The organism is Sphingopyxis sp. Root154 (assembly GCF_001427105.1).
Lineage (GTDB): Bacteria > Pseudomonadota > Alphaproteobacteria > Sphingomonadales > Sphingomonadaceae > Sphingopyxis.
In genome coordinates, this window is record NZ_LMGI01000001.1 from 743877 (window position 1) to 763050 (window position 19174).

Genomic DNA, 19174 nt, shown 5'->3' on the forward strand with positions numbered 1-19174 from the left:
TTCATTATTTTCATTTTCCGTCCCGTGCGGCGGCGATGGCAGTCAGAGCGGGCGTCGTTGCGGGCGCCATCGCGGTTGCCGCGATTCCCATCGACAGCAGCTGCGGCGTGGCGGGGTCGAGACGCGACCAGACGGGCAGTCCGCTGCCATTCGGATCGCCGGTCTTCGCGAAATTGGTCCAATAGTCGCCGAGCTGCCTGGCCGCCGCACGATCGGCGGCGGTGGCATCGGCGGGCAGGTTGCCGAACTGGAAGGCGACATCCGATGCGTGCACCGCGCCGACGTCGGGTTTGCGCTGACCCTCGGCAACATAGCCGAAACGATAGAGGAAGGTGGGCACCTCGGCGCGGGCCTGCAGCAGACCAAAGGCGAGCGCGGGTTCGGCGAAGATCGCGTCGCCGCCTAGCCGCCGGTTCGCTTCGTCTTCGCTCGCATAGGCAGCTTTGACGGTGGCGGCGGCAGAGCCCAACGCCTTTTCGACCGGGCCGTTGACCATCGCGCGGAACGGCGCGGGGATGAAGCCGAGCTCATCGTCGTTGCTGCCGATGATATAGGGAATGCGCGCCTGCTTGCCCTCGGCAAAGATCGTCTCGGCGCCCACGGGAACGATCGTCCCGTCGGTCATCGGCCCCGAATAGCGATCCTCTTCCTTGCTCATCAGCGCGAGACCGCCGAGCACCTTGTCGGCGGGGAGCGCGCGTAACGCTGCAGCGTCCACGCCGCCCGCGCGCGTGCCGAAGACCTGCCCCTTCCCCTGCGCCTCAGCCAGCGTCGGCCAGTCGTCGCGGCCGCCGCCCGACGCAACGATCGCGCGCGCGAACAGGCCCTTCGCGGCGGGCGACGCCATCAGGCGCGACACCGACTCCCCGCCCGCGCTTTCGCCGAATATCGTGACCTTCGCCGGATCGCCGCCAAAGGATGCGATATTGCGCTGCACCCATTTGAGCGCGGCGATCTGGTCCATCAGCCCCCAGTTGCCGTCCTTGCCCAGCGCGGGATGCGCGAAGAAGCCGAAGCGACCGAGGCGGTAGTTGAAGCTGACGATCACGACGTCGCGTTTGGCGAGCAGACTACCGTCGGTCTCGGGCAGCGTGCCCGATCCGCCAACGAAACCGCCGCCGTGGATCCAGACCATCACCGGCAGCTTCGCGCCCTTGGCGGGCTTCGGCGTCCAGACGTTGAGCGTCAGGCAATCCTCGCTCATTGGCCGCGATCCGGGTTGAATCCCCGGTAGCGGGTTCTGCATGCAGTCGGGGCCATAAGCCGTCGCATCGCGCGGCGTGCTCCACGGCTGGACCGGCGCGGGTGCGCTCCAGCGCAGGGCCCCGACCGGCGTTGCGGCGTAAGGAATGCCCTTGAACGCCGCAACGCCCTGCGTGGTCGCACCGGCAATGATGCCGCTGTCGATCGCGACCTGCTTCGCGGCGGCGGGGGTCGCCAACATGAGGGCCGAAACGAATATGCGGCGGATCATGGCGCGCCTCCGGTGGTGAAAATGAAACGGCCGGGGCCGGTGCGGTAGATGGAATAGCCCTTGTCCTCGCGGATCGGGTCGGCACCCGGGGGCGCGGTCAGGGGACCGAAGCGCGTGGGCACCCATATCTCGCCGGTCGTGTTTGCGGGGACTTCGGCGGTAAGCGTCAGCTTGCCCACGTCGACTTTCCACCCCGAGAAAGCCCGGCCATGGACCGTGTCCATCGCGGCCTCGGCGCTGGCAAGGCCATCGGGGATCGCCGGTTTGACGAGCACGACCTTATACCCCGGCGCGCCCGGGCGCAGCCCGGCAAGCCGCTGGCGCATCCAGTCGGCGATCGAGGCGAAATAATGATGGTCGCGCGAGCGGCTGTTCAGGCTCCACGTCTCGAACATCGTCGAGTGGCCGTTCTTGACCCACCAGCCCCAGCTCGGCTCGTCCGTGCGCGTCGCGACGCGGTACGCGAGGTTTGCATGACCATAGTCGCTGAGGATCTCGAGCAGGTAGCGCGCACCATAGACGCCGGTGCGCAGCCCCTGTTTGTCGACATTGTTTGCGATGGCGTTGGCGACATCCTGTTCGCGGCCCGGCGGCACCATGCCGAACGCGAGCGGCAGGATATTCTGCACCTGCGTCGGCTGACCGACCGCACCCTTGCTGTCGATCGAACGATACCAGCCCATCGCCCCGTTCCAGTAGCGCGCGTTATAGGCGGCGCGGATCTCGTCCGCGAGTTTGGCATAACGCGCCGCATCCTCGGCCTTGCCAACAATCGCCGACGATTTGGCGAGCAGATCAGCCTGATGGAAAAAATAGGCCGTCGTCACCGCGTCGATGCCGCCGCCGCGCGCATTGCTGTAATCCATACCGCCCGCCGACGCCCATTCGGAGAGCCCCGCCGAGCGCTGGTAATCGGGCGCCTTGATATAGGTCGCGGTATAATCGACCAACCGGCGCTGCATGTCCTGGTTGTCGGCGAGGATGCGCGTGTCGCCATAGGTGGTGTAAAGTTCCCACGGCAGGATCATCGCTGCGGCATCCCACGGCGTCGTCGGCCCCCAGATCACATTCCAGCCGGGAGTGTTCTCATAGCCATAGAAAGGCGTCGTCGGCGCGATTTCGGGCACCTCACCCTTCTCCGACTGCGCATCGCGGAAATCGGCGAGCCATTTAGTCCAGACCCGCGCGATGTCGAGGCTGCGCGCCGCGGCGCCGGCCGACGCCTGCGCATCGCCACTCCAGCCATTCTTCTCATAGGTCGGCGTATCGGTCTGGAAGCCGTGGAGATTGTTGAGGATCGACGCGATTGCGGCAAAGTCGATCTGGTTCAGCAGCGGATCGGCGCTCGTGAAGCTGCCCGTGCGTGCGACCGCCGAATGGACGATGCGCGCCGTCAGCGCGCCCTCGGGCGGCGTTCCCGGGAATCCCTCGACCTGCACATAACGGAAGCCACGATAGCCGAAGCGCGGTTCCCACTGCTCGGCACCCTTGCCCGCCAGCGTATAACGGTCGGTCTGGAGCTGCGCGTCGATCAGGCCCGCAGCGGGGACGACCTTCCCATCGTCGGCAACGCGCTCGCTCGCAACCATCGACACCGTGATCCCGCGCGGACCGCTGACCTTGAGCACCGGCCAGCCCGCGACGATGCGGCCGAAGTCATAGACATGGACGCCGGGGGCGACCTCCTTGACCGCGACGGGGGCAATATTCTCGACCGGCTCAATCGCTTCGGAGTTGGCGGCGACAAGCTGTCCCGCCGGCCCTGCGACAACCGGCGCCGCCTGCCATTTGCGGTCGCGGAAGCCTGCGCGGTCCCAGCCCGCGGGCACCAGCCGCGCGTCATAGCGTTCACCGCGATGGATCGAGTCATTGAGCGTCGGGCCCGAAACGGTACGCCAATTGCCGTCGGTCACGATCGTCTCGCGTGTTCCATCGGTGTAGGCGACTTCAAGCTGTGCTTTCAGCGCAGGTTCGGCGTGCCACGGCGCGGCGTGGAAATACCATTCGTTGGGATCGGTCAGCCCGTACCAGCCACGCCCGAGTTCGGCGCCGAGTATATTTTCGCCGCGGCGCAGCAGGCTGGTGACGTCGAGCGCATAGCCCAGGACGCGCTTGTCATAGGCGGTGAACCCTGCACCGAGCGACGAACCGACGACGGTGCCATTGACCGACAGACGCGGCATACCCGCGCCCGCATAATAGAGCCGTGCGCTGGCCACCGGCTTGGCGAGACGGAAGGCGCGCCGGACGAGCGGCGCGGGCGCCTCGATCGGAAGCACGAGATCGACCCCCGGAACGCCGCTGGCGACGACGAACCCGTCCTTCGCCACGCTGCCGCCGGTGAAGGGATTGTCGTCGCCCGCAAAATCGAACGCGACCGCGGGGCTTTGCGTGCCCGATACGCGGACCGAATGAATGACGGCGGCACTGGCTTCCTTACCCGCAAAGCCGATCGTGCCATGCTTGTGCGCGTCGTTGTCGACCGTCGCAACAACCGCCCCGTCGATGCGCGTGACAATATGAGCGCCCTCGGCGCGGATCGACAGCGCGATGCGGCGCCCCTTGATCGGCGCAGGCAACTTGACCTGCCCCAGCCGCTCCATCTTGATCGCCGAACTCGTGCCGCCCGGATAACGGCGGATCGTCTGGATCAGCTCCGGGCCATTCTTGTCGTCCGCGAGCGTCCAGACATAAGCGTCGCCATAGGTCTTGCCGTTCGGCAGTGCGCGGAACAATATGTCGACGCTCTTGCCCATCAGCGTCAGATCGGCATCGAGCGTCAGATCGCCCCAGTCATGGTCGCGCCGCACGGGTCCCGAAATCCATTGGGCCTGCCAGTCCGACGCGCCGAGCAGCCCCGTTTCCCACCAGGCAGGCGTGCTCCACCCGGTGGCATTGCCGTCCTCGTCCCACACCTGCACCTGCCACCAGTAACGCTGGCGCGATACGAGCGTCGGCCCGGCATAGGCGATCTGGACATTGTTCGCCGAGGCGACTTTGCCACTGTCCCAGAGCGGCGCGCGATCGAGGTCGGCGGCCGAGGTCGCGACGCGGATACGATACGCGCTCTGCCGCGCAACGGGCGAGCGCCACGCCAAGCGCGGTGCCGCGGTGTCGAGACCCAACGGCGCCGCGGCATATTCGGTCCTGAGCTCCGCGGGCGCCTGATCGGCGGCATGGAGCGGCGTCGCCACCAGACCGGCGGCCGCGAGCGCGCTGAGCAGCAGGCTTCGCAGACTTCCGATCAGCGGCAACACCCTACTCCCTTAGAATTTGGTACGGATACCGAACGACACGAGCCGGCCCAGCGTGCTGCCATTCGTATAGCCCGCCGCATTGTTGAAGTAAGGCGGATCCTCGTCAAAGACATTGTCGACGTTCAGCGTCAGCAGCGTGTTGGCGAGCATGTCGCCCAGATCATAGCTGAAGAAGAGGTCAACCGTATCGAACGCCGAAACGCGCGTCTGCGGCGCAAGATTAAGGACCGGGAAACCGCTGCGATGGTTGAGCGTCGCGCGCGCGGCGAAATCGCCGACCGTCGCACCGAGCCCCGCGGTGAAGAAGAAGCGGCCCGTCCCATTCTTGAGATCGTCGTTGACGGGACCACCCTGCACGACCTGCGTCTCGCGATTGAGGAGATAGCTACCCGTGAAATTCGCATTGATCGAGCCGAAGCCCGTGGGGCGATTATAGGCGAGATTGAAGTCGATCCCGTCGACGTTCACCGCGCCGAGGTTCGCACGCTGCGCAAGGAACAGCACATAGGGCGAGCTGATCGCGAACAAGGTCGCAAGGTTCGGTACGCCGTCGACGCGGAGATTTCCCGCCGCCGCCTGCGCCTGCGCAAGCGTCGGGTTGAGGATGAAGAAATCGGCATAGGCGGGCGTCGTGAACAAGAGCGGCGAGGTGAAGGGCGGGACCGCGATCGCGTCCTTGAACTTGACGTTGAAATAGGTCGCGCTGGCGACGAAGCCCTCGATCGCGGCGGGCTTGAGGTCGAAACCGAGCGACCAGGTGTCGGCGGTCTCGGGCTTCAGATTGGCGTTGCCGCCGGCGATCGCGATCGTCGGGCGCAGCGCGTCGAAGGGCGAACTGCCGGGCGCGCGGAACGGGCTGAACGGCAGCACCTGCACGCGCGCGTCGACCGAATTGCCAAGGTCGGCGAGGCTGGGCGCGTGGAACGACGTGCCGTAATTGCCGCGTATCGTCAGCGCCTCGAACGGACGCCAGGTCACCCCGATCTTGGGATTGGTCGTGCTGCCGACGTCGCTGTAATCATCGTAACGGACCGATCCCGACAATTCGAGGCTATAGAAACCCGGGGTGCGGTTATCGGCGCCGAAGATCGGGATCAGCAATTCGCCGAACAGCGACTTGACGTTGCGCGCCGCATAGGCGTTCGATCCGGTGACCGCGGCTTCGGGGCCGCTGCCGGTGAAGGACCGGATATTCTCGTAGTGATATTCGCCGCCGACCGCGAGACGCACGTCGCCGCCGGACATTGCGAACAGCGGGCCGTCGAGCACGACGCGGCCTTCGGCGAGTTCCTGCGTCGCGTCGCCATAGTTGACGAAATCATCGATCGCCGCGAGCACCGCGGGTGACGTCGCCGAGAGATTATAGGGGTTGAGCGCGGTTGCGGCCGTCCTGCCGGCGAGCGCGATCGTCGCCGCGGTCGAGTTGAACGAGCGTTCGGTCGATTCATTCTCGCTGCGCCCGAAATTGGCCATCGTGCGCAGCTGCCAGCCGCCGCCAAGCTCGAAATCGAAGCTGGGGGTGATGCCATAGGAGGTGAAGCTCGACGGGCTGTCGTTGCTCGGCCCAAAGACGTCGTCGAACGCAAAAGCGACGCTGTGCGCGAGCTCGGCCCCGATCGGACGGAAGAAGGGATTGGCGGCGGTGATCGTCCCGCTCATGCTGCTTTGAGCGCTGCGGTGCAGCGTGTCGCGCTTCGACCAATAGGCCGACAGCTTGAACGCGACAGAATCGCTGAGATCCTGCGTCAGTCCCGCAAAGACGCTGTGGCGTTCCTCGCGCGGATAGATGGCGGCATAATCGGTCTGGTCGCAGCGATTGACCCCCGGCGCCCGGCCAGGCAGCGCATAGGTCGTCGTGCCGACGGTGATGTTCGCGAGCGCGCAGGCGGTGCTGCGGAAATCGCCACCGCCGTGATCGGTCTGGTTCGCGGTCGCATAATCGCGGTCGAGCCCGATCAGATCGTCGTGCCAGGCGTATGAATAGGAAATATAGGCCGAGCCCGAGCCCCAGTCCTTGCCCGCGATGACGCTGGCGTCGATCGTCTGGTAATTTTTGGCGAAACCGTAGCGCGCGTTGACGCCAATGCCGTCGTAACGGTCGCGCGTGATGAAGTTGATCACACCGCCGATCGCGTCCGAACCATAGATCGACGAGCCGCCGTCGGGGATGACGTCGACGCGTTTGATCACATCGGGCGGGATCACCGAAGGATCGAAGCTCGTCTGAAGAATGCCCGCGCCGACCATGCGGTGGCCGTCGACAAGCACCAAGGTGGTCGAGCCGCCGCTGTTGCCGAGGTTGCGGATATTGGGGCGCACGATCGGATTGCCGAAATTGCCGAGCCCGGCAGGGATTGTGCCAAAATTGCCGACCTGCGGGATCGAGGCGAGGAGATCGTTCGCCGAGGCCGCGCCCGAAGCGACGACATCGGCCTCGCTGACCGCGACGACATTGGTGCCGACCGGCGCAACGCCGCGCAGCAGGGTACCGGTGACGACAATGTCCGCGTCAGTCGGGGCTTCGGAATCGGCGTCCTGTGCATAGGCGCTCGTCGCGCCGAATAGCGCGCCAGTGCACGCCAGCATCGAAATGCCCCGCCGCCACGCGTTCCGCCGCGCCGCAAAATCCAGACCCGCAGTCGTCATCGCCTTCATCGCATCCTCCCTGCACTCGCCCTCGCGAGTTGTCCCTTTTGACGGAGGTGCCTGTCCGGGCATCTTGTCCCTCCGATGCCACGCTTCGGTGAGCGTTTCTGCATCACTGCTCATTATTTGTCTTTATCAATCACGTCAACGATCAAATTCAATCATTCGAGCCCGAACGGCACGGCGGGCTGCGGTTCTGGTGTGAAGGCTTTCGGAAATTCAGGCGATGATGACGCGGATACCGGCGGCTTCCATCATTGCGACATGGTGCGGTTCGATTCTGGAGTCGGTGACGACAACGTCGATCTCGTCGAGCGAACAGACGACATTGCCCGAGGGACCCGAAAATTTGGAACTGTCGACCAGCACGATGATCTCGTCGGCGCGCTCGATCAGGCGGCGCTCGGCGGCGACGAGGATCACATCGGCCTGCATCAGCCCCGCGGGGCCCATCGATGCCGCGCCCATGAACAGCTTGGGCGCGTGAAAGCGCGGCATTCCGTCGTCGCCCGCCGCCGACAGGACGATATTCTGTTCGCGAAACACCTGCCCCGACGGCACGAGGATACGCGTCGTCGGCTGCGGCAGCAGCGCGCTGACGATGTGCAGTGAATTGGTGAGAACCTGAAGCGCGAGGCCGTCGAGATGCGGGCACATCTGCAGCGTCGTCGAACCGCCGTCGATCATCACGCCTTCGCCCGGGATGCAAAGCTGCGCCGCCGCGCGCCCAATCGCTTCCTTCGCGGCGCGATTGCGGCCGATATTTTCATGGAAGGGGATGCCCGACAGGCCATCTTCGGACGCGGTTGGCGTACCGCTTCCCCCGCCGACGCGCTTCGCCCCGCCGCGCACGCGGGTAATGACGCCGGCTTCTTCGAGCCGGTCGAGATCGCGGCGGATGGTAGCGGGAGATGCGGCGACACGGCTTTCGAGATCGCGGAACGAGACGAACCCGCTGTCGCTCAGGCTATCAAGGATCATTCTTTCGCGTTCGGCTGCGTGCATTTCGGTCCCTGTCTGATTGCGCCTATTTGACGGGAGCTGCGCCGAGTTGCAATCGAATGATTAGACGATCCCCGCCGCCGCGCCCGCTGAACGTCGTTCCTGCGCCTTGCGATCGCGCCAGCCGCTCGCGCGATAGGCCGCGATCGTGTCGATCGCCCCGCCCGCTTCGGCGCGCGCCGCGGCGAGGATCGGGGTGACGTCGGTGCGGTACGCCGTGCGCAGCGTTTGAAATGCCATCATCGTGTCGTTGGCCTCTTGCGCCGCAAGCAGCGCCTCGCGATCGACGAGCAGCGCCTTGGCATAGGCCGCGACGATAGCCTCGGCCGACGAGAGCATGCTCTCGATCGGATCGGTCACATTGTGCGACTGGTCGATCATGTACGCAGGGCGGAAATCGCCGCGCGGGTTCATCTCGGCCTCGATCAGTTCGTTGAAGACGAGAAAGAGCTGGTGCGGATTGATCGACCCCGAGTCGAGATCGTCGTCGCCATATTTGCTGTCGTTGAAGTGGAAACCGCCGAGCTTATCGAAGCGATGCAGCCGCGCGACGATCTGTTCGATGTTCACATTCGGCGCATGATGCCCCAGGTCGACGAGGCATTTCGCCTTGTCGCCAAGCTCCTGCGCGACGAGAATCGAGCTGCCCCAGTCCGAAATCACCGTCGAGTAAAAGGCGGGTTCGAACATCTTGTGCTCGATCAGCATCCGCCAGTCGCCGGGGAGTGCGGCATAGACCTCTGCCGCAGCGTCGAGATAGCGGTCGAGGCTGCGGCCGAGATCCTGTTGCCCCGGGAAGTTCGTGCCGTCGCCGACCCACACCGTCAGGTCGGTCACGCCGAGCTGTTGGCCAATCTCGATACATTCGATGTTATGCGCGACGGCCTGCTCGCGCACCTCGGCGCGCGTCGAGGAGAGCGAGCCAGTGGCATAGCTTATCGCCTGCCCCGGCTGGTCCTGAAAGGTGTTGCTGTTCACCGCGTCGAAGCCGAGCCCTAGTGCCGCCGCTTCCTCACGCAAACCGCGATAGTCGCTGACCTTGTCCCACGGAAAATGCGGGCTGACGCGCGGGGTCGCGCGGCCGAGATGTTGGATGACCGCGCAATCCTCGAGCTTCTCATGAATGTTGGTCGGCTCGCCCGCGATCGGGAATTTTGCAAAGCGCGTGCCGCCGCGGCCTGCGCCCCAGCTCGGCACCGCAACCGAGAAGCCCGCGACCTTCGTCTTCACCGCGCCGATGTCGATCCCGCGCCGGCCGAGCTGGCGGCCGAGGCTGCCATAATCATCTTCGAGCGCGTCGGTCAGACCGGCGTTCAGCCGCTCGATATCATCCTGTGCGAGCGGCAGATCGCCAGCCATAAAACTCTCCGTACCTTAGCGTGTGAATGCTTGCGCGTTGCCCGCGTCGACGTTGATCATGTTACCCGTCGACTTTGCCGACATATCGCAGCTGAGGAAATAGACGGCTTCAGCGACATCCTCGGGGAGCACGTCGCGTTTGAGCATCGATCGGTTGCGATAATGTTCCTCGAGCTCGCTGCCCGAATCGATTCCGTGTGCGCCCGCGCGCTCGCGGCGCCAGTCGCCGTCCCAGATCCGCGATCCTTTGATCACCGCGTCGGGATTGACCGTGTTGACGCGAATGCCGAACGGCGCGCCTTCGAGCGCGAGGCAGCGTGCGAGGTGCAGCGCCGCTGCCTTCGCCGAGGCATAGGCGGATGCGTTGGTCGCCGCGGCAATGCCGTTCTTCGACCCAATGAAGACGATCGAACCGCCGCCCTGCGCCTTCATCAACGGAAAGGCCGCGCGTGCGGTGAGGAAATAGCCCTGCGCGAGCACGTCATAATTGCGCTGCCACAGCTCGAGCGTCGTATCCTCGATCGGCGCCGACGAGGCGATGCCGGCGTTGGCGACGAGGATATCGAGTCCCCCGAATTCACGCGCGCACGCCGCGAATGCCGCGGCAACCTGCGTCTCGTCGGTCACGTCGCAGACGGCCGAGCGGATGCGGTCGCGGCCGAAGCGGCCCTCGAGTTCCGCGGCCGCCTTGCTCAGTGCCTCGACATCGCGGTCGACGAGCAGCACGCACGCATCGTCGGCGGCGAGCCGCTCGGCGGTCGCAGCACCGATCCCGCCCGCCCCGCCTGTGACCAGCGCAATGCGTCCCGCGAGCGGCTTGGGCTTCGGCATGCGCTGGAGCTTCGCTTCCTCAAGCAGCCAATATTCGATGTCGAACGCTTCCTGTTCGTCGAGCCCGACATAGGTGCCGATCGCCTCGGCGCCGCGCATCACATTGATCGCATTGGCATAGAATTCGCCTGCAAGCCGCGCGGTCGTCTTGTCGCCGGCGAAGGTCATGCGGCCTATGCCGGGGACGAGCACGACGACGGGATTGGGATCGCGCATCGCGGGCGAATTGGGCCGCGCGCACCGCTGGTAATAGGCGGCATAATCGGCACGATACGCCTCGATCCGCTCGGCGAGATACGCGCCGTCGTCGATCCGCGCCGGGTCGAGGACCAGCGGCGCGATCTTGGTGCGCAGGAAATGGTCGGGGCACGAGGTACCGATCGCGGCGAGCTTCGCAAAGTCGCGGCTGCCGGTGAATTCGAGCGTTTCGGCATCGTCGGCGAAATGGCCGACACGCCGTCCGCCCATCAACCCGCGGAGCAGCGGCATCAGCTTTGCCACGGCGGATGCGCGGTCGGCGGCGGGGCGCGGCGGGTTGGTTTCGCCCCCGAACGCCGGTCCATCGGCGAGTTTCGCGTTCAGATAGTTCGCGGCATCGGTGATCAACGTGATGGTGTTTTCGTAACAGGCCTTGGCGCTGTCACCCCAGCAGATGATGCCATGCCCCGCGAGCATCACGCCGCGCAGCCCCGGATGGGCGACAACATAGTTGCGCAGCTTCAATCCGAGGTCGAACCCCGGCCGCTGCCAGGGCAGCCAGCCGACCGCCCCGCCCCAGATAGCCTTGGTCGCCGCTTCGCCCTCACTCGATGCAGCAAGCGCAATGATCGCATCGGGATGGACATGGTCGACATGCTCAAAGGGCAAATAACTATGGAGCGGCGTATCGATCGACGCGGCGCGCGGATTGAGCGCGAAAGTGCAGTGCGGCAAATAGCCCACCATCTCATCCTCATGCGCAAGGCCGCGATAAAGTTCTTCGAGGCTAAGCAGCTTGTCCTGAGACAGCGTCGAAAACCCGTCGAGCTTCATCGACCCGATGTCGCCGCCCGACCCCTTCACCCAGAGCACGGGCACGGTTTCACCGGTCAGCGGATCGCGCGCGTCGAGCTTGGCCGAGGTGTTGCCGCCGCCAAAATTGGTGACGGTGAGATCCGAGCCGAGACGGTTCGAGCGATAGAGGAGCAGGTCTTCGGGTGACTTGCCCCGCGCCTCCTCGTCCGACCAGCGATTCGCCGGGATGGCGAAAAGCAGAGCGGCGGCGTTGGATTGCGGTGGGACGTCGCGAAGATCGGGCATGAAGGAAACTCGTTGTTTCGACTATGCGGGGATGTGTATCGAAATCGCTGGCGCTCTGCAATCAGTTTCGATAAAGTTCGATCAAATTCGGTCGCAACGAAGCAAAGGGAGAGGGATGAAAGGTCGCGCAACCATAGTCCTCGATAGCGGGAAAACCTTGGCAAAGCTGAGCCTTTGGTCCGCCGATGGCGCGATGATCGAACGCCGCGTGCGCGCCAACACGCGCGTCGAAACAAACGCCTATGTGGCGCTCGACGCGGCGGGGATCGAAGCGTGGGTGGCTGAGGTGCTGCGCGACTTTGCCAAGCTGGCCGATGTCGGCGCAATCATCACCGTCGGGCACGGCGCAGCGGCGGCGATCATCCGCGGCGACCGCCTCGCCTGCCCGCCCGTCGATTATGAAGTCGCGATGCCCGCGAACCTGCGCGCGCGCTATGAAGCCGAGCGCGACGCCTTTTCGGACACCGGCTCGCCTTGCCTTCCGGACGGCCTGAACCTCGGTGCGCAAATCTTCCGGCTCGAGGCGCTCGATCCCGATCTTGCGCACAGCACGCAAATACTCCCGTGGGCGCAATATTGGAGCTGGCTGCTCTGCGGCGTCGCGGCATCGGAGGTGACCAGCCTCGGCTGCCACACCGACCTCTGGAACCCGTTGGCGGGCAAGCCCTCAGCGCTTGCCGAGCGGCACGGCTGGGCCGCACGGCTCGCGCCGCTGCGCGGGGCTGGCGAAGTGCTCGGCACGCTGACCCCCGCATGGGTCAGGCGCACCGGCCTGCCCGCCGATACCGAAGTCCATTGCGGGTTCCACGATTCGAACGCCGCACTTCTCGCGGCGCGCGGCTTTGCCGAGATTGCCGACGAGGAATCGACGGTGCTGTCGACGGGCACATGGTTCGTCGCGATGCGATCACCCAAAGATGCGGCGTCGATGGACAGGAGCCACCTCGACGAGGGGCGCGATTGCCTGATCAATGTCGATGCGTTCGGTAAGCCGATCCCGTCGGCACGCTTTATGGGCGGGCGCGAAATCGAAACGCTGATCGGGCTCGACACGCGACAGATCGATATCGCGGCCGACCAGCCTGCACTGCTCGCGGCGCTCCCCGATGTGCTCGCGAGCGGCGCGATGGTGCTGCCGACCTTTGCGCCCGGCTTCGGTCCCTTCCCGCGCGGACACGGGCGATGGATCGCGAGGCCCGACAATCCTGCCGCGCGCCGCGCCGCGGTGTCGCTCTATGCCGCGCTGGTCACCGATGCGTCGCTGAGCCTTATCGGCACGCAGGAACGGCTGCTGATCGAAGGCCGCTTTGCCGAGGGTCAGGTTTTCGTACGCGCACTCGCCGCGCTGCGCCCTGACCTGCGTGTCTATGTCGGCAAAGCGCATAACGATGTGTCCTATGGCGCGCTGCGACTGCTCAACGCCGCCCTGCCCCCCGCCGAGCCGCTCGAACTGGCGGCGCCGCTCGACGTCGATCTCGCGCCCTATCGCGACCGCTGGCGGCGCGAAGCCGAACGGGTGGAAGAAGCCGCGTGAGACCTGCATCGATCGGCGATTATCGCGAAGCCGCGCGGCGGCGCCTGCCGCACTTCCTGTTCGAATATTTCGACGGCGGCTCCTACGCCGAGCGCACTTTGCGCGCGAATATCGAGGACCTGCAGGATATTTCGCTGCGCCAGCGGGTGTTGAACGACGTGTCGGCGATCGACCTTTCGACGACGCTGTTCGGCCAGCATCTCGCGATGCCGGTCGCGCTCGGTCCGATCGGGCTTGCCGGCATGGCGGCGCGGCGCGGCGAGGTGCAGGCGGCGCGCGCGGCGGCCGCGAAGGGCGTGCCGTTTGCGCTGTCGACCGTATCGGCCTGCTCGCTGGCCGAGGTCGCGCAGGCTTCACCAACGCCCTTCTGGTTTCAGCTCTATATGGTGCGCGACCGCAGCTTTATGCGCTCGCTGCTCGACGAAGCGAGCGTGGCGCACTGCCCTGTGCTCGTGTTCACCGTCGATATGCCGCTGCCCGGCGCGCGCTATCGCGACGTCCGCTCGGGGCTTTCGGGCGCGGCGAACTTATGCGGACAAGTGCGGCGCGTCGGTCAGGCCATGAAGCGCCCGGGCTGGGCATGGGACGTCGGCATTCACGGCCGCCCGCACCAGCTTGGCAATGTCGCACCTTTGCTCGGACCGAAATCGGGGCTCGAGGATTTCCTCGGCTGGATGAAGGATAATTTCGACCCCGCCGTGACATGGGCCGACCTCGATTTCGTGCGCGCACACTGGAAAGGCCCGATCGTCATCAAGGGTATCCTCGACGCCGATGACGCCCGGCACGCCGCCGAAGCGGGAGTCGACGGAATCATCGTGTCCAACCATGGCGGGCGCCAGCTCGATGGGGTGCCCTCGGTGGCACGTGCGCTGCCCGCGATCGCCGATGCGGTAGGCGACCGGCTGACCGTGCTGGCCGATGGCGGGGTGCGATCGGGGCTCGATGTCGTGCGCATGCTCGCGCTCGGCGCGAAGGGCGTCATGCTCGGCCGCGCTTGGGCCTTTGCGCTCGCCGCCGACGGCGAACGCGGCGTCCGTCATATCCTTGACCTGATCGAAGCCGAAATGCGCGTCGCGATGGCGCTCACCGGTGTGACCAATATTGACAAAATCGGCCCGGAGACGTTGGCCGCCTGATACGGACGAGGGGAGAAGATTATGGATGCGAACCCGCTGCTTGGCGTGTTCTTTCACTGGCTGGGCGGGCTATCGTCGGCGAGCTTCTATGTGCCGTACAAGCGCATCCGCGCCTGGTCGTGGGAGATTTTCTGGATCACCGGCGGCATTTTTTCCTGGCTCATCGCGCCATGGCTGTTCGCGTCGATCCAGACGCATGACCTGATCGGCGTTTTGAGCGGCACGCCCGGCGATATCTGGTTCTGGTGCTGGTTCTGGGGCGCGATGTGGGGGCTTGGCGGACTGACCTTCGGGCTCACCATGCGCTACCTCGGGCTTTCGCTCGGCATGGCCGTTGCGCTCGGGCTGACGACGGTCATCGGCACGATGGGGCCGCCGATCTTTCGCGGCACGCTGGGCGAGCTGTTCGCGACCACGAGCGGCCAGACGGTGTTCCTCGGCATCGCGATCACTTTGGTCGGGATCGTCATCGTTGCGCAGGCGGGGCGCCGCAAGGAACGCGAGATGAGCGACGCGATCGCGGAGGCGGACAAGTCCGAGTTCAACTTACGCAAGGGCCTCGCGATTGCAGTCTTCTCGGGCATCATGTCGGGCTGTTTCGCCTGGGGTCTCGACGCCGGCGCGCCGATCCGCGAGCTGACGCTGGCGGCGGGGACCGACCCGCTGTGGCAGGGGCTGCCCGTGCTCTGCGTTGTGCTGCTCGGCGGGCTCACCACCAACCTCATCTGGTGCGCCATCCTCATCGCGCGCAACCGCAGCATCCACCAGTTCACCGGCGAGGCCGCGCCCGGCGCGACCGAGAAGCCGCCGCTCGCGCTGAACTATGGCCTCGCCGCGCTCGGCGGGACTTTGTGGTATTTCCAATTCTTCTTTTACACGATGGGCGAAAGCCAGATGGGGCGCTTCGGCTTTTCGAGCTGGACGCTCCACATGGCGAGCATCATCCTTTTCTCGACGCTCTGGGGCTTCGCGCTCAAGGAATGGGCACCCGCCGGAAAGCGAACGCGCGCGCTGGTTTGGCTCGGGATCGCGGTATTGATGGCCTCGACTGTCGTGATCGGCCTTGGCAACAGTCTCGCGTGACGCTTCCTAGGCAGGTGTGGTGGCGAGTTCGCCGCGCGCCTGCCGGAACACCTCGATGCTGCCCCAGATCGCGAGCGCGGCCATGATCGCCGCGACCGCAAGGTCGGGCCAGCTCTGTCCGGTGCCGAACACACCGAGCGCCGCGCCCATCACCGCGATATTGCCGATCGCATCGTTGCGCGAGCAGATCCACACCGAGCGCATGTTCGCGTCGCCGGTGCGATAACGATAGAGCATCAACGCGACCGCGATATTCGCCGCGAGCGCAAGCGCGCCGATCAGCCCCATTGTCTCGGCATGCGGCGCCGATACGGTGACAAAGCCCCAGACCGCCGATCCGAACACCCACAGGCCGAAGACAAGCATCGTCCCCGCCTTCAGCAAGGCGGCGCGCGCGCGCCAAACGAGCGCCATGCCCGCGACGCCGAGGCTGATCGCATAATTGGCGCTGTCGCCGAGGAAATCGAGCGCGTCGGCCTGCAGCGCGCGCGAATCCGCCGCGACGCCCGCGAAAATCTCGACGCCGAACATCGCCGCGTTGATCAGCAGCGCGATCCACAGGATACGCCGCCATGTGGGGTCATTGAGTGCGGTCTTGCCGCTTTTGCCGGCACAGCATTGATCGACCACCTTAAAAGCTCCTGTTATCTTCGAGTCGGCACCCTATATGCACCCCGTAGCAACTACAGGGTCAAGCGATGAAAATCGGCGAACTGTCGCGGGCGACCGGGACCAATATCGAAACCATCCGCTATTATGAGCGCATCGGGCTGCTTCCCGCGCCCGATCGCACCGCTGCGAATTATCGCAGCTATGGCGACGCGCATCGGTCGCGGCTGAGCTTCGTGCGCCATTCGCGCGATCTGGGGTTTACGATCGAGGAAATCCGCTCGCTGCTCGACCTGTCGGACGATCCGGCGCGCGACTGCAGCGAGGCCGACCGGATCGCTACGCGGCATCTGGAACAGGTCGAGGAAAAGATCGCGCAGCTTACGCTGCTTCGCGATGAGCTCACGCGCATCGTCGGGCGCTGCCGCGGGGGTGTTGCCGCCGATTGCCGCGTGATCGAGGCGCTCGGCGACCATAGCCACTGCGAAAGCGCGCACTGATTTGGGGATAAGGTGGGACGATTCTGTTGCCCGGCTCGTCCCCAGCCGCTGGTATCCGATTCTGTTGCCCGGTTCGGTCCGAACCGCGTTCTATTTGTCTAACCTTAGGCCGTGAGGCTTATCGGTTAGGCAGCCAGAGCGAGTGCTTCGTTATCGTTAGCACCTATTGGTTTTGAGCCTTGAACGGGTTACTCAGCCCGGGCAAAAATATCGTCTTTGAACACACGTCGATCCTGGTTCGGCCCCGTCAGAAACCCGCGCGCCCATCAAAGAAACGCGGGTTTGTGGTGGAGCCGCCGGGTACTGCCCCCGGGTCCGCTGTGTCTATTCCACGACACCATTTATCACCATAGCCGGCCGAAACCGGCATGACTGATATAGGGCGCCTGCACGCCGATGGAAAGGGCACGCGTTCAATTCATCGCGGATAGGTCACGACTTCTTTCTCAGCTCGTCGCGGATTTCGGTAAGGATATCAATCTCGGTCGGGCCCGCGGGCGCCTCCTCGGCCGGCTTGATGAATTTGGCCGCCTGCCGCACCAGCAAGAAAACTACGAAGGCGAGCAGGATGAAATTGATCACCGCGGTGACGAAGCTGCCGAGTGCCATCACATTCGCGCCCGTCGCCTTCGCCGCCGCGAGCGTCATGCCCGCGGTCACTTTGTCGCCGCCCGACAGCACCAGATACTGGTTGGTGAAATCGACCCCGCCGCCGGTGACGAAACCGATTAAGGGCATCAGCACATCGTCGGTCAGCGACTTGACGATCGTCCCGAACGCCGCGCCGATGATGACGCCGACCGCCAGCCCCATCACATTGCCCTGGTTCAGGAATGCCTTGAAATCCTTGATCATGTACCAACCCCTTTGGTCGCTGTGCCTGCACGTTCCAGAGTGCATGACACGATTATCCGCGTCAATGATTGCGGCGCGCGAAGCGTCTTACTATATTAAACCAGTTGGCGCGGCGCCGTGCCGCGTGGAGGGAGTGTCCGACCATGACTTTGCGTTCCGCCCGTTGGTTGATTGTGCCCGTTGCCGCGATGTCGCTGTCCGCTTGCGGCATCAACAGCGTTCCCACCAAGGAAGAAGCCGCCAAAGCCAAATGGGCGAATGTCGAAGCAGCGTATCAGCGCCGCGCCGACCTGATCCCTAACCTCGTCGAAACCGCCAAGGGCGCTTCGCAGATCGAGCAATCGACGCTCGAAGGCGTGATCCAAGCGCGGGCCTCCGCGACGCAGGTCAAGCTCAGCACCGACGATCTCGAAGATCCCGCAAAGGTTCAGGCGTTCCAGCAGGCGCAGGGACAGGTCTCGGGCGCCCTCGGCCGCCTTCTTGCCACGGTCGAAGCATATCCCGACCTCAAGAGCCAGGCGCGGTTTGCCGACCTGATGACCCAGCTCGAGGGCACCGAAAACCGGATCAACGTGTCGGTCCAGGATTATAATGGCGCGGTGCAGGATTATAATACGACGATTCGCACCTTCCCCGACATCATCGGCGCCAAGATCGTCCATGGCGCACAGCCGATGACCCCCTACAAGGCGATCACGCCGAACGCCAACCAGGCGCCGAAGGTCGACTTCGGCAAATAAGGTGGCCCCAACCGCCCTTTTGCGTCCACTGGTAACAGCGGCCCTCACCGGGCTGCTGGTACTGGCGGGCCCCGCCGCCGCGCAGACCTTTCCCAAGCTCGCAGGCAATCCGGTCGTCGATCAGGCGGACATCATCCCCGCGGCCGAGGAAGCGGCGCTCAACACGCAGCTCCTCGAGCTGGAGAAGACCACGGGGCACCAACTTGTTGTCGCGACGGTCAGCGACCTCGAAGGCAATGATGTTTCGGAATATGGCTACAAGCTGGGCCGCGCGTGGGGCATCGGTGACGAGGCGAAAGACGACGGCGTCGTTTTCCTGATCGCGCCGAACGAGCGGCGGATGAACATCGCGGTCGGCCTCGGCCTCGAACCGGTGCTCACCGACGCGCTGTCGGGACGGATCATCCGCGACGTCGTGACGCCGAAGTTCAAGGCGGGCGATATGCCCGGCGGGATCCAGGATGGCGTCAATGCGATCGCGCAGCAGATCCAGCTGCCGCCCGAGGAGGCCGCGGCGCGGGCGGCGGCGGCGGCTTCCGCCGAACGCGACCGCGCCAACGACGGCAATTTCGGCGGACTTTTCTTCGTCGGCTTCATCATCCTGATCTTCTTCGTCCTGCCGATGCTCTCGCGTCTCGGGCGGCGGGGGAAGAAACGAGGCAAGGAGCGGCCGTGGGATGCGCCGATCATCATATGGGGCGGCGGCGACGACGACCATTGGGGCGGCGGCGGTTCCTCATGGGGCGGCGGCGGCTCGAGTTGGGGCGGGGGCGGCGGCTTCGGCGGCTTCTCGGGCGGCGGCGGCTCCTTCGGGGGCGGCGGCGCCTCGGGCGGCTGGTAGGGGAC

General features: G+C 65.1%; 14 protein-coding genes and 1 other RNA gene. 6 read left to right on the forward strand and 9 right to left on the reverse strand.

What is annotated here, in order from left to right; all coding sequences use genetic code 11:
* Positions 1-10 precede the first annotated feature (10 nt).
* From ASD73_RS03325 to ASD73_RS03350, 6 genes are all read right to left on the reverse strand, one after another.
* On the reverse strand, positions 11-1474 hold the full coding sequence (locus ASD73_RS03325; protein WP_056369154.1) for a carboxylesterase/lipase family protein: 1464 nt from the start codon (positions 1472-1474) through the stop codon (positions 11-13).
* On the reverse strand, positions 1471-4728 hold the full coding sequence (locus ASD73_RS03330; RefSeq protein WP_056369151.1) for an alpha-L-rhamnosidase: 3258 nt from the start codon (positions 4726-4728) through the stop codon (positions 1471-1473). Before ASD73_RS03330 ends, ASD73_RS03325 begins: the two co-directional genes overlap by 4 nt.
* Positions 4729-4740: 12 nt before the next feature.
* The gene (locus ASD73_RS03335) at positions 4741-7386 is read right to left on the reverse strand and encodes a TonB-dependent receptor plug domain-containing protein (RefSeq protein ID WP_056369150.1); all 2646 of its coding nucleotides are present in this window, start codon (positions 7384-7386) and stop codon (positions 4741-4743) included.
* A gap of 210 nt (positions 7387-7596) precedes the next feature.
* Positions 7597-8358: a DeoR/GlpR family DNA-binding transcription regulator gene (locus ASD73_RS03340; RefSeq protein ID WP_327196896.1), complete on the reverse strand. Its 762-nt coding sequence runs from the start codon at positions 8356-8358 to the stop codon at positions 7597-7599.
* A gap of 84 nt (positions 8359-8442) precedes the next feature.
* Positions 8443-9738 carry an L-rhamnose catabolism isomerase gene (gene rhaI, locus ASD73_RS03345; protein WP_056369146.1) on the reverse strand — a complete coding sequence of 432 codons (1296 nt, stop codon included), beginning with the start codon at positions 9736-9738 and terminating at the stop codon, positions 8443-8445.
* Positions 9739-9753: 15 nt separating this feature from the next.
* Positions 9754-11868 carry a bifunctional rhamnulose-1-phosphate aldolase/short-chain dehydrogenase gene (locus ASD73_RS03350; RefSeq protein WP_056369144.1) on the reverse strand — a complete coding sequence of 705 codons (2115 nt, stop codon included), beginning with the start codon at positions 11866-11868 and terminating at the stop codon, positions 9754-9756.
* A gap of 193 nt (positions 11869-12061) precedes the next feature.
* Here ASD73_RS03350 and ASD73_RS03355 point away from each other — a divergent pair, with 193 nt between their 5' ends.
* The 3 genes from ASD73_RS03355 to rhaT are packed head-to-tail and all read left to right on the forward strand — an operon-like array spanning position 12062 to position 15624.
* Positions 12062-13402 (forward strand): FGGY-family carbohydrate kinase, encoded by a 1341-nt coding sequence (locus ASD73_RS03355; protein WP_235534115.1) that lies wholly within the window; start codon positions 12062-12064, stop codon positions 13400-13402.
* A complete protein-coding gene (lldD, locus tag ASD73_RS03360; protein WP_056369140.1) occupies positions 13399-14541 on the forward strand; it encodes an FMN-dependent L-lactate dehydrogenase LldD in 1143 nt (380 codons plus the stop codon). The genes ASD73_RS03355 and lldD overlap by 4 nt, the downstream gene beginning before the upstream one ends.
* A 21-nt stretch (positions 14542-14562) precedes the next feature.
* Positions 14563-15624 (forward strand): L-rhamnose/proton symporter RhaT, encoded by a 1062-nt coding sequence (rhaT, locus tag ASD73_RS03365; protein ID WP_056369138.1) that lies wholly within the window; start codon positions 14563-14565, stop codon positions 15622-15624.
* Between the two features lie 6 nt (positions 15625-15630).
* Here rhaT and ASD73_RS03370 read toward each other — a convergent pair whose 3' ends face one another.
* Complete coding sequence (locus tag ASD73_RS03370; protein ID WP_056369137.1) at positions 15631-16254, reverse strand: cation transporter; 624 nt, start codon at positions 16252-16254, stop codon at positions 15631-15633.
* Between the two features lie 68 nt (positions 16255-16322).
* On the opposite strand from ASD73_RS03370, the gene ASD73_RS03375 reads away from it, so the two are divergent.
* Positions 16323-16733, forward strand: a complete 411-nt coding sequence (locus ASD73_RS03375; RefSeq protein ID WP_056369136.1) for a MerR family transcriptional regulator — start codon at positions 16323-16325, stop codon at positions 16731-16733.
* 50 nt (positions 16734-16783) lie between these two features.
* Here ASD73_RS03375 and ssrA read toward each other — a convergent pair.
* Positions 16784-17140, reverse strand: a transfer-messenger RNA (tmRNA) gene (ssrA, locus tag ASD73_RS22150).
* Between the two features lie 25 nt (positions 17141-17165).
* Positions 17166-17588, reverse strand: a complete 423-nt coding sequence (gene mscL / locus ASD73_RS03380) for a large conductance mechanosensitive channel protein MscL (protein WP_056369135.1) — start codon at positions 17586-17588, stop codon at positions 17166-17168.
* Between the two features lie 143 nt (positions 17589-17731).
* Here mscL and ASD73_RS03385 point away from each other — a divergent pair, with 143 nt between their 5' ends.
* Both ASD73_RS03385 and ASD73_RS03390 read left to right on the forward strand, forming a co-directional pair.
* Positions 17732-18328, forward strand: coding sequence for a LemA family protein (locus ASD73_RS03385; protein WP_037517941.1), 597 nt, complete (start codon positions 17732-17734; stop codon positions 18326-18328).
* Between the two features lies 1 nt (position 18329).
* Positions 18330-19169, forward strand: a complete 840-nt coding sequence (locus tag ASD73_RS03390) for a TPM domain-containing protein (RefSeq protein WP_235534118.1) — start codon at positions 18330-18332, stop codon at positions 19167-19169.
* Positions 19170-19174 lie beyond the last annotated feature (5 nt).